This is a genomic window from Gemmatimonas sp., from assembly GCF_044345575.1.
Classification (GTDB): domain Bacteria; phylum Gemmatimonadota; class Gemmatimonadetes; order Gemmatimonadales; family Gemmatimonadaceae; genus Gemmatimonas.
The window spans coordinates 1-10,929 of the sequence record NZ_JBIJAW010000092.1 but is presented as its reverse complement, the minus strand read 5'-3'; the positions used below and the strand labels follow the sequence as shown (position 1 = coordinate 10,929).

Annotated in this window: 9 protein-coding genes; 7 read left to right on the top strand and 2 right to left on the bottom strand. The window is 67.6% G+C overall.

What is annotated here, in order from left to right:
* From ACIQ6O_RS07645 to ACIQ6O_RS07630, 4 genes are all read left to right on the top strand, one after another.
* A partial coding sequence (locus ACIQ6O_RS07645) for a fumarylacetoacetate hydrolase family protein (protein WP_396207184.1) occupies nucleotides 1-331 on the top strand: 331 nt, incomplete at its 5' end.
* Between the two features lie 98 nt (nucleotides 332-429).
* Nucleotides 430-1,818, top strand: coding sequence for a cytochrome ubiquinol oxidase subunit I (locus tag ACIQ6O_RS07640; protein ID WP_396207185.1), 1,389 nt, complete (start codon nucleotides 430-432; stop codon nucleotides 1,816-1,818).
* The gene (locus ACIQ6O_RS07635; RefSeq protein ID WP_396207183.1) at nucleotides 1,815-2,879 is read left to right on the top strand and encodes a cytochrome d ubiquinol oxidase subunit II; all 1,065 of its coding nucleotides are present in this window, start codon (nucleotides 1,815-1,817) and stop codon (nucleotides 2,877-2,879) included. The genes ACIQ6O_RS07640 and ACIQ6O_RS07635 overlap by 4 nt, the downstream gene beginning before the upstream one ends.
* 65 nt (nucleotides 2,880-2,944) lie before the next feature.
* Nucleotides 2,945-3,640: a response regulator gene (locus ACIQ6O_RS07630; RefSeq protein ID WP_396207182.1), complete on the top strand. Its 696-nt coding sequence runs from the start codon at nucleotides 2,945-2,947 to the stop codon at nucleotides 3,638-3,640.
* Nucleotides 3,641-3,665: 25 nt separating this feature from the next.
* On the opposite strand, the gene ACIQ6O_RS07625 is transcribed toward ACIQ6O_RS07630, so the two are convergent.
* Both ACIQ6O_RS07625 and ACIQ6O_RS07620 read right to left on the bottom strand, forming a co-directional pair.
* On the bottom strand, nucleotides 3,666-5,525 hold the full coding sequence (locus ACIQ6O_RS07625; protein ID WP_396207181.1) for an acyl-CoA dehydrogenase family protein: 1,860 nt from the start codon (nucleotides 5,523-5,525) through the stop codon (nucleotides 3,666-3,668).
* 41 nt (nucleotides 5,526-5,566) lie between these two features.
* Nucleotides 5,567-7,225, bottom strand: a complete 1,659-nt coding sequence (locus ACIQ6O_RS07620) for an Ig-like domain-containing protein (RefSeq protein WP_396207180.1) — start codon at nucleotides 7,223-7,225, stop codon at nucleotides 5,567-5,569.
* Nucleotides 7,226-7,543: 318 nt separating this feature from the next.
* Between ACIQ6O_RS07620 and ACIQ6O_RS07615 the strand changes: the two genes are divergently transcribed.
* The 3 genes from ACIQ6O_RS07615 to ACIQ6O_RS07605 form a co-directional block, all read left to right on the top strand.
* Nucleotides 7,544-9,151, top strand: a complete 1,608-nt coding sequence (locus tag ACIQ6O_RS07615) for a glycosyltransferase family 39 protein (protein ID WP_396207179.1) — start codon at nucleotides 7,544-7,546, stop codon at nucleotides 9,149-9,151.
* On the top strand, nucleotides 9,148-9,537 hold the full coding sequence (gene crcB, locus ACIQ6O_RS07610) for a fluoride efflux transporter CrcB (RefSeq protein ID WP_396207178.1): 390 nt from the start codon (nucleotides 9,148-9,150) through the stop codon (nucleotides 9,535-9,537). The genes ACIQ6O_RS07615 and crcB overlap by 4 nt, the downstream gene beginning before the upstream one ends.
* Before the next feature lie 70 nt (nucleotides 9,538-9,607).
* A partial coding sequence (locus ACIQ6O_RS07605; protein ID WP_396207177.1) for a dipeptidase occupies nucleotides 9,608-10,929 on the top strand: 1,322 nt, incomplete at its 3' end.

Below are 10,929 nucleotides of genomic sequence, written 5' to 3'. Positions count from 1 at the left end.
TGAGCCGGCCGTGTGTCTCTCGCGAAGCAGTGCGCTCGATCTGTACTGGAGCTTTGCGCAGATGCTCACGCACCACGCCAGCACCGGGTGCAACATGCGCCCCGGCGACCTTCTTGGCAGCGGGACCATATCCGGGGCCGACAAGGGCAGCCGTGGCTGTCTGTTGGAGCTCACCTGGCGTGCGGCCGAACCGATCGCGTTGCCGAACGGCGAGCAGCGCGGCTTCCTCGAGGACGGCGACGAGGTCACCCTGACGGCCCATGCCGGGCAGGGGAGTGCGCGGATCGGGTTCGGCCGCTGCACCGGCGAGGTGCGCGCCGCGCGCACCTGAGCCCGAACGGCTCGTCGTGCGGGACGTACCGGCGGCCCCGTGTCGGCGGCCCCGTGCCGGCGGAACGGGGGCGTCCGTTCGGGCATTGATCTCCCATGATGTCCGACCTGTTGTTCGCGCGCTCGCAGATGGCGATGTCGCTGGCGTTTCACATCGTGTTTGCGGTGGTGGGCATCGGTATGCCGGCGCTTATGGTCATCGCCGAGTGGCGGTGGCTCCGGACGCGTGACCCGGTACTCCTGGAACTCGCCAAGCGATGGGCCAAGGGCACAGCCATTCTGTTCGCGGTGGGCGCCGTCTCGGGGACGGTGTTGAGCTTCGAGCTCGGGCTGCTCTGGCCCACGTTCATGGAGCATGCCGGCGCGATCATCGGCATGCCGTTTTCGCTCGAGGGCTTCGCGTTCTTCACCGAAGCCATCTTCCTTGGCATCTACCTCTACGCCTGGAAGCGCATTCCGCCGCGCGCCCATTTCGCCGCGGGGGTCGTCGTGGCGGTGAGCGGCGCCCTCAGCGGGGCCTTCGTGGTGTGCGCGAATGCGTGGATGAACGCGCCGGCTGGGTTCGAGCTCGTCAACGGCGAAATCGTGAACGTGGACCCCGTGGCGGCGATGTTCAACGACGCGGCCGGACCGCAGGTCGTGCACATGACGCTGGCGGCGTTCGCGGCCACCGGGTTTGCCGTCGCCGGGGTGCATGCGTACGCACTCTGGCGCGGCACGCTGCATCGCGCGTTCCATCGGGCCGCACTGCAGATCGCCCTCACCATCGGGTTGCCGGCTGCCGTGCTGCAGCCGCTCAGCGGCGACTGGAGCGCGCGCGACGTCGCCAAGCGTCAGCCCATCAAGCTCGCGGCCATGGAAGGGCATCTGCGTACGGGGCCGGCGTCATTCGTGATCGGCGGGTGGCCCAACGCGACGACGCTCGAGCACACCGGGGCGATCGAGATTCCCGGGGCGCTTTCCCTGTTACTCCACGGTGATCGCCGCGCGGTGGTGCAGGGGATCGACAGCGTGACGCCCGAGGATCGTCCGCCGCTCGCCATCGTGCACCTCGCTTTTCAGATCATGGTGGCCTGTGGGACGGTGATGGCCACGTTGGCGTTGTTCGGAGCCTGGCGCTGGTGGCAGCGCCGGCGCGGCCGCGGCGTGGCATTGCCCGATGACCGCCGGTTCCTCCTGGCGCTCGTCATGGCGGCCCCGCTGGGCTTCATCGCCCTCGAAGCCGGGTGGACCGTCACCGAGGTGGGACGCCAACCGTGGATCGTGCAGGGGGTCATGCGCACCGCCGAAGCGGTGACGCCGATGCCGGGGCTCGGCATCACCTTCGCGCTCTTCAGCGTCCTGTACATCGGCCTCGCCATCGCGGTCGTGTTTCTCCTGTGGCGCCAGATCCTCAAGACCGGCGTCACGCTGATCCCGCTTGGGGTCACGAGCGAATTGCCCATCCCCTCGCGCGTCACCGGCGCCGTCCCCGCGCCCAAGTCGTGACGCCTCCCACCGCACTCACCTGGACGCTCCCGCACATCGTGGCCGGAGTCATGGTGCTGTCGCTCAACATGTATGTGCTCCTCGGCGGCGCCGACTTCGGTGGCGGCGTGTGGGATTTCTTCGCGCGTGGCGACAAGCGGGACGAACAGCGCGCGCTCATCGCCGAGGCTATTGGCCCCATCTGGGAAGCCAACCACGTGTGGCTCATCCTCGTGGTCGTGCTGCTTTTCAGTTGCTTTCCGAAGGCGTTCGCGCACCTCGCCACTGAATTGCACGTGCCACTCACCATCATGCTCGTCGGCGTGGTGCTGCGCGGATCGGCCTTTACGTTCCGCACCTACGACAGCAAGCAGGACGCCGTGCAGCGCCGCTGGGGGCGCATCTTCTCGGTGGCGAGTCTCCTCACCCCCATCGTGCTTGGTGTGTGCCTTGGTGCCGTCTCGAGCGGTGCCCTGCCGCTGCGGAGCGCCCGCGAGGCCGCGACGTTGTCCTTCGCAGCCCGCTTCGTCGACCCGTGGTTCGCGTCCCCCTTCCCGTGGGCGGTGGGGCTGCTCACGCTGCTGCTGTTCGCGTTTCTGGCGGCCAGCTATCTCACCGTCGAGGCGCCCGAGGGGGCACTGCGGAACGTGTTTCGGCGGCGCGCCCTGCAGTCCCAGGGGGCCCTGCTCTTCACGGCGCTCGCCACGCTGGCGGTGGCCCGTGCTGAGAACCCGCTCCTCTTCGATGGGCTGACCAACGGACGGACGGCGCTCATCATGCACGTGATCACGGCGTGCGCGGCCGCGACCTCCATCTGGGCGCTGTCCACGCGGCGCTTTCAGATCGCCCGGCTGGCGGCGGCGGCCCAGGCGTCGTTCATCCTCTGGGGGTGGGCGTGGACGCAGTTTCCGTGGCTCATCCCCCCCGATCGCACCATCACCGAGCTCGCAGCCCCTCGCATCACCCTGCAGCTCATCCTCGGCGCGCTGGGGGTCGGTACCGTCATCCTGCTGCCCAGCTTCGTGTACCTGTTCCGTGTGTTCAAGCGCGGGGAAACGGTGTTCGGCGCCGACCAGCCGTAGCACGCGACCGTATCCGTCGGCGTTACCCTTCCCCGAGGTTGTATCTGGGGCGTAATTTGCAACTTATGCGCCCCGACTTGATTCGAGTGATTTTGGTGGATGACCACCAGATTGTCCGTTCCGGATTGAAAGCCGTCCTCTCCACTGCCAAGGACATCACCGTCGTTGGCGAAGGGGGCACCGGAAAGGATGCCCTCGCGCTGGCGGAGCGTCTCAATCCGCATGTGATCGTGATGGACCTCTCCATGCCCGATATGGACGGGCTCACGGCCACGCGTGAATTGCAGAAGGCCAACGCCAACCGGGTGCAGCACCACGACGAGCCGGCTACGCGCCGCGTGCTGGTGCTGACCATGCACACCGAGGACGAGCACCTCGTGGCGCTGCTCGAGGCGGGCGCGGGTGGATACCTGCTCAAGTCGGTCGCCGACCGCGACCTCGTGGATGCCGTGCGCACCGTGGCGGCCGGCGATGTGTACGTACAACCGACGGCGGCTCGTGCGCTGGCGCGCGGCCTCGCGAAACGCGACGGCAATGCCGAGGAGCGGACCCGCTTCGACAAGCTCACCGATCGCGAGCAGGTGGTGCTCAAGATGGTGGCCGAGGGCTATACCGCCCCGGAAATCGGCGAGCATCTGACCATCTCGCCCAAGACGGTGGACACATACAAGCAGCGCATCGGTGAGAAGCTCGGCCTCACGCACCGCACCGACTACGTGAAGTTCGCGCTCAAGCTGGGACTCTTGAAGAACGAGGCATAGTGCCCGGTTGGGTTGCTGAACGCAGTTACGAACTAATCCGATCCACCGCCGCCTGCTGCTCGTCGCGCACCAGACTCCACGATGGTAACGGCGGTACGTTCACGTCCATCAGCGCGTCGCTCGACGCATAGCCGGCCTCGTCGCGCACTCGCTGCGCGATGTCGCGCCGCAGATCGTCGATCTGTTCACCCGCGCCACCCTCGAGTTCCATGCGCGCCGCGCGGAAACGGCGCCCCGACTGCAGACAGAACAACTCGGTGAGCGCGATCTCGCGCGCACACGCGTCGGCCCCACGCTCCTCGATGAGCTTCTGCGTGCGGGCGATCGTGGTGCAGCGCGCGTACAACTCGATCGCCATGTCGGCCAACCGCTCCACGACCAGCTGACGCTGCAGGATTTCCTTGCGGTGCGTAGTGATGGCACTCGCGGTGGCCTTCGACAGCTCCACCACGTGCTGCTCCACATACTCGGCGTGCGGCTTGAGCGAGGTGTGTAGCGTGGTCTGGAAGCGATCACGCTTGCCGAAGGCACTCGCGACACGCCCGGCGGCAAAGCTCGAGACCAGCACCCAGTTCTGAATGGGGTTCTTGAGTGCGCCGGCGATTTCCTTGAGCTCTTCCGCCGGCCCCTGGATACCATTGAGCCCCACGAAGAGACGAAGGATTTCGTTCGCCCCCTCGAAGATGCGATTGATGCGCGCGTCGCGCAGGTAGCGCTCGTACGGCCATGGCTTCACGAAGCCACGACCGCCGGCCAGCTGCACCAGCTCGTCGGAGCTGCGCCACACCAGTTCACTCGAGAACACCTTCGCGCAGGCAGCTTCGAGGGACGCGTCCACGTCGTCGCGGTCGAGCGCCGCTGCAAGCGCGCCCACCATGGCGTCGGCCGCGTACGTTTCACTCGCCATCGTCGCCATCTTGCGCTGCGTGATCTCGAAACTCGCGAGCGGGCCGCCGAACTGCGTGCGCGCTTCGGCGTACCGCGTGAACTCACCCAGCAGTTTCTTGCACGCCGACGTGCACCCCGACGCGAGGGACAGGCGTCCGGCGTTGAGGGCGTTCACCGCCACACGGAATCCCTTGCCGACCTCGCCGAGGACGTGGTCGTCGGGCACGAAGAGATTCTCGAAGACCAGTTCGGCCTGGGTACTGGCGCGGATCCCGAGTTTGCGAATGGTGCCGTCCACGCGGAACCCGGGCATGTCGGGACGGATGATGAAGGCCGTGGGGCGCCATGCCGTTTCTCCGTTCCGCTCTACCGGCGTCTGCGCGAAGGTCGCCAGGACGCCAGCGCGCTGGCCGTTGCCGATCCAGTGCTTGCGGCCGTTGAGCACCCACCCCGTGCCGTCGGCGCTCCGTTCGGCGCGCGTCACGATATGCTGCGCATCAGAACCCGTCTCCGGCTCCGTGAGTGCGTAGGCGGCCAGGGTTTCGCCGCGCGCGAGTCCCGGGAGATAGCGCGCCTTCTGCGCCTCGTTCCCGGCGATCACGATGGCCTTGCTCCCCAGCCCACAGTGCACACCGATGAGCACCCCGAGTGAGGCATCGATGGAAGCCACGGCACCGAACACCCGCGCATAGGCGCTCGCCGACAGCCCCAGTCCGCCGTACGCCTTGGGGATGGTGAGGGCCAACAGCCCCGCCGCGGCGAACGCTTCAACGACCGCCTCGTCGATCCCTTCCTGTTCATCGAAGCGGCGCGCATCGATGAGCCCCGAGGCCACCATCGCATTCACCGCATCGACCAGCCGGTGTACGGTGCGCGCCTCGTCGGGATCCCGGGCGTCGAGCGTAGCCGGGAAGGGGAACAGCAGCGACTCATTAATGTCGCCGGCGAACAGATCACGCAGGAACGACGGGCGGGGGCCCACCGAGTTTTGGGTCATCGCGGTTGGGCCCTACCCGTTGGTTCGTGATGCAGTCCGTCCTATTGGACGGTGACGGTGATCGTGGTGGCCTTACCCTCAGCCTGTCCGACCGAGTTCAGCGCACGAATGGTGAGCGTTGCGGAGCCGGAATTCGCGCCGAACACTGTGATACTAGTGCTCGTCGCATCGGACTGCGAGCCGGTCGCCACATTGGCGTCGGAGCTGGTCACCTGGACGAGGCGGTTGAACAGTTGGTTCCCCTGGGCGTCACGCAGCTGGATCGTGACGCGCGACTGGCCACCCCGCGTGAGGGATACGGCGGTCGACGTGGTCACGATCGTATCGACCGGGATGCGCTGAATCACCACCGTCGCCTGCCCGACGCGTCCTTCCGATGTCGCTGCGATGCTCACCGCTCCCGCCGCGAGCGCCGACACGGTGGTCGAGCGGGCGCCTTGCGTCACGGTAGCACGCGAGACGTCGCCCGAGATCCACTCGATGGTACGGTCGGTCACTTCGTTGCCGACGGAGTCCGTAACGGTGGCCGTGAGCGTGGCCGTGCGTCCCTCGAACACGCTCACCTGCAGCGGACTGACCGCAATCGTCGCGACCGGAATGCGCGTGACATTGAACGTGACGGTATCCGCCACGCCATCGATCGTCGCAATGATGCGGGCGGGCCCGATCGCGAGCCCGGTGGCAATGCCGGCCTGCGTGATCTGAACCGTCTGCGGTGTGTTCGTGCTCCAGGTGACGATGCGGCCGGGCGGAACCTGCGCGTTCGTCGAATCGAGCAGCGCCGCGCCGAAACCTCGCGGCACGCCGATCCGCAGCGAGCCGGTACGTGGTCCGATGACCAGGTTCACGATGCGCGCATCCACCACGGTGAGATCCGACTTGCAGGTGATCTGCGGATTCTCCACCGGGGAGGCGGTCACCGTCGCGCTTCCCGCCTTGATCGCGCGCGTCAACCCGGATCCCGACACCGTGGCGACTGTTTCGTCGCTGCTGGTCCACGCGATCGTGCGCCCGAGATTCGGAATGACCGTGTTGGCCGTGTCGAAGAGCGTGAGCGTTGACTGAATGGTCTGCGTGACGGTGAGTCGCGACGTGGCCGGCGACAACGTGCATCGTCCGATCGGGATCTCCGTCACGTTGATCGTGGCCTGGCCAACCGTCTGGTCGGATTCGGCCGTGATGACGGCGGTCCCCGGCGCGACAGCGGCGACAAGACCGGTCTGATCGACCGACACCACCGAGGCGTTGCTGGACGCCCATCGGAAGGCGCGGCCGCTGATGATCGTTTGCTGCGCATTGCGCGCCACTGCCACCAGCTGGCGCGTGTTGGTGCGACGGAGCGTCAGTACCGTTGGGGTGATGGTGACCGAGGCCGCCTGCTCAGGCGTGACCGTCACCTGCACCGAGGCGCTCTTGCCGTCGGCCGTGCCAGAAACGGTGGCGGTCCCCACGGCGATGGCAATCACGTTCCCTTCCGCGGTCACCGTGGCGACCGCCGCGTTGCTCGACGAATACGCGACGCGCTTGTTCCGGATGGTGTTGCCGTCGCAGTTGAACGCGGTGCCCACGATCGTGGCGGCCCCGTTCACTGGGAGCGTGAGGGAAGCTGGCGCCACCGTCACCGAACAGGCGGCCGGCGGCTTGAGATCAAGGCACCCGGCACTCATGGCAAGCCCCGCCACCAGCGCAGCGGTACCCATGCGCCGGGCACCGCGGGAAAACGACACAATTCGGTCTGCGACCCGCATGCAGCTCCGTCCTGGAAACAAAGAGTGGAAATCGGCGCACCGAAGGGCGCGCCGGGGGAATACCACAGAAAGACGCCCAGTCACAGGCAGCCGTAACCGTCACGCCGTGGGCACGGATCGGGCATTCGTCCGCTCCTGCAACCTGACCAGACGGGTACGGACCGGCAAGCGGCGTCGACCGCGCCCCCGGTGCGCCCCCCGCGTTGGCAACCACGTCGGAGGCCGGCGGGCGTAGCCAGAGCCCACGGTACCCGCCAACTTTGTGCAGCGATGCCCACGACCCAAGCGCACCCCGATCATCCGCGGCCACGCGACGTCACCGCGCAGTGGCTGTTGACCGCCGGATGGGTGGTCGGCGCGGCCCTGCTGCGTGCCCTGCTCGCCGCCGCGGTCCCCCTGCTGCCGGATGAGACCTATTACTGGGAGTGGTCCCGTCGCCTCGAGGCGGGATACTTCGACCATCCGCCCGGTATCGCGCTGCTCATCAAACTCGGCACCGGGCTGCTGGGCGCGAACACGGCGGGGGTTCGCGCCGGACCGGCGATCGCGGCGCTGCTGACGCACCTCGCGGCCGTGGCGTGTGCCTGGCAGCTGGCCGGCAAGGGCGCGGCAGGGGCGCAGGCGGGACGCCGAGCCGCCATGCTCATGACGCTGCTCCCCATCGCGACCCTCGGGCTCGTGTTGGCCACACCCGACGCCGCGCTGTTTGCCACCGCCATGGTGGCGCTGCTCGCCGTGGAGCGTGCGCTCGCGCATCCGGTGCGCTCGCTGACAAGCCTCGGCTGGTGGGTTGCCGCCGGCCTCGCCCTCGGCGGGGCGTTCGTGGCCAAGTACACCGCCGTGCTGCTCCCCATGGGACTCGTCATCGCGTGCCTGGTACATCCGGCGCTGCGGCGACGGTTTCTCGATGCCGGTCCCTGGGTGGCGAGTGCGATCGCACTCGCCCTCTTCGCGCCGGTCGTCGCGTGGAATCTGTTCAACAACTGGGTCTCCTTCCGCTTCCAGTTGGGCCATGGATTCAATCCGGCCTCTCGCGGGAACCCCATTTCGCGCGAACTCGAAATGCTCGGGGGCCAGGCTGGATTGGCCTCCCCCATTCTGTTCGTCGTCATGGCGATCGTGGTGGTGGCGGCGCTCCGGGAAGGGTGGCGCACGCGGCATACCGCCACGCCCACCGACCTCTCGGTGCGTCGCTTCGCCTTGGCCGTCATCGCGGTCGCGCCACTCGGCTTTTTTGCGGTGAGCGCGTGGCGCCGCCCGGTGGAGGCCAATTGGCCGGCCATGATCTACCCCGGCGCCATGATGCTGCTCGCCACCAGTACGGCCGCGGTGGCCCGCGGCGTGTGGTGGCGGCGAGGGCTCGGCCTGGCTGCCGGGTTGCTCGCCGTGGTCGTTGTGCAGGCGCTCACGCCCGTGCTGCCGCTCGCGGCGCGCAAGGATCCCATCGCGCGCGCGCACGGCTGGCGTACGCTTGCTGACGCGGTGCAGGCCGCACGTCGCGATCCGTTTCTCGAAGGCACCGTGGACCAGTGGGTGGCCGCCGATCGCTACCAGGATGCGAGCGAGCTGGCCTTCCACCTGCCGGACCAGCCCACCGTGTTCTCGCTCAACCTTGGCGGGCGTACCAATCACTACGACGTGTGGCCCAACGCGTGGCAGAAAGTGCGACCGGGTGATGGACTCGTCGTGGCGTTCGACGCCGACGCCAAGGGCGATTCGCTCGCGCGCGTCGTCGGCGGTTGGTTCAAGGAATCGAAGCCCGGCGCATTGGTCTCCCTGCAGCGCAACGGGGCCGAAGTGAGCACGCGGCGCGTGTGGTTGTATCGCCTTGCCCGTGATGTACCACGCGTGAGTCCCACGCACCCGACCGTACCATGAACGGTACGTGGTCTCTGGCGGCGGTGCTGGCCGTGGCGCTTGGCGGTGCCGTGGGCTCGGTGGCCCGCTATCTCACCACGCTCGCCTTCGCGCCGGTCGCCGCCGCGTTTCCATTCGCCACGCTCACGGTGAACGTCGTCGGCGCGTTTCTCATCGGCCTGTTCGCGCGCCTTGTCGGCGGCGCGGATCACGATCCCGTGGTGCGCCTCGCCCTCACGACCGGTTTGTGCGGCGGCTTCACCACGTTTTCCGCCATGTCGGCCGAGACCGTGACGCTCGTGCAGCAGGGGCGTGCCGGTCGGGCCGCTGTGTATGTGCTGCTCAGCCTCGTGCTGGGGTTCGGCGCGACGGCGTTCGGGCTGGCGGTTGCTCGCCCACGTCCGTGATCACGTTGCCTGTCGACGCGGTGTGCATTCCGCGCTTTCCGCGACCTCTGTGGCTTTCGCTCCCATGACGATGACCATTCCCTCGGATCTCGCCCAGTACTGCGCGGCCAACGATGCGCGCGCCCGCGACGAACTCTTCGCGTTCTTGCGTATCCCGTCCGTGTCGGCGCGCTCCGAACACAAGGGCGACTGCACCGCGGCGGCGCAGTATGTGGCCGACGCGCTCACCCGCATCGACTTCACCACCACCGTCGAGCGCACACCGGGACATCCCATTGTGGTCGGCGAGTGGCGCCATGCGCCCGCGGGTGCGCCTACGCTGCTCATTTACGGACACTACGATGTGCAGCCCGCCGAACCGCTCGAGTTATGGACCTCGCCGCCGTTCGAACCCGAAGTGCGTGATGGCCGCATCTACGCGCGCGGGTCGGTGGACGACAAGGGACAGCTCTACCTGCATGTGAAGGCACTCGAAGCCCATCTCGCCGCTCGCGGCACGCTGCCCATCAACGTGATCGTCCTCGCCGAGGGCGAAGAAGAAGTGGGGAGCGTGAACCTCGAGGCCTTCCTCGAGCGCGAGAAGGCGCGTCTTGCCTGCGATGCCGTGGTGATCAGCGACAGCACCATGTTCGCGCCGGGCATCCCCAGCATTCTGTCGAGTTTGCGGGGCATGGCATATCTCGAGATCACCGTGCGCGGGGCCAGCGGCGATCTGCACAGCGGCATGTACGGCGGTGCCGTGGTGAATCCGGCCATGGCGCTCGCCCGCATTCTCGCCACGATGCACGATGCCGACGGACGCATCGCCATCCCCGGGTTTTATGATGACGTACGGCCGTTCCCCGAGCATGTGCGCGCGCAAATGCGCGAGCTGCCGTTCAGCGATGAGCAGCTCATGCACGAAGTGGGCGTCACGGCACTCGGCGGCGAACCCGGCTACACCACACTCGAGCGCCTCTGGACGCGCCCCACGTGTGAAGTGAACGGGTTGCTCAGCGGCTATACCGGCGAGGGCGCCAAGACGGTGCTTCCGGCAATGAGCATGGCCAAGGTGAGCTTCCGGCTGGTACCCGATCAGGACCCGCACACGATCGCGGCGCTCGTGCAGCAGCACGTAGAGCGCGTGGCGCCTGCCGGCGTGACGGTCACCGTGGAGAACCTCCACGGTGGCCGTCCGTGGCGCGCGGATCTGCAGGGACCCATCATTGACGCCGGCAAGGCGGCGCTCACCGCGGCCTTCGGGCGCGAACCTGTCATCACCGGTGAAGGCGGCAGTATCCCGGTCGTTGGCGACTTCGAACGCATTCTCGGCGCCCCCGTACTGCTCATGGGATTCGGTCTGCCCGGCGAGAACGCGCACGCCCCCGACGAGTGGATCAGCGACGAGAACTA

Bases quoted from the DNA above. Each gene is read 5' to 3' on its own strand.
- ACIQ6O_RS07615 (WP_396207179.1), top strand. From the start codon at position 7,544: ATGCCCACGACCCAAGCGCACCCCGATCATCCGCGGCCACGCGACGTC.
- crcB (WP_396207178.1), top strand. From the start codon at position 9,148: ATGAACGGTACGTGGTCTCTGGCGGCGGTGCTGGCCGTGGCGCTTGGC.
- ACIQ6O_RS07620 (WP_396207180.1), bottom strand. From the start codon at position 7,225: ATGGGTACCGCTGCGCTGGTGGCGGGGCTTGCCATGAGTGCCGGGTGC.
- ACIQ6O_RS07640 (WP_396207185.1), top strand. From the start codon at position 430: ATGTCCGACCTGTTGTTCGCGCGCTCGCAGATGGCGATGTCGCTGGCG.
- ACIQ6O_RS07630 (WP_396207182.1), top strand. From the start codon at position 2,945: ATGCGCCCCGACTTGATTCGAGTGATTTTGGTGGATGACCACCAGATT.
- ACIQ6O_RS07625 (WP_396207181.1), bottom strand. From the start codon at position 5,525: ATGACCCAAAACTCGGTGGGCCCCCGCCCGTCGTTCCTGCGTGATCTG.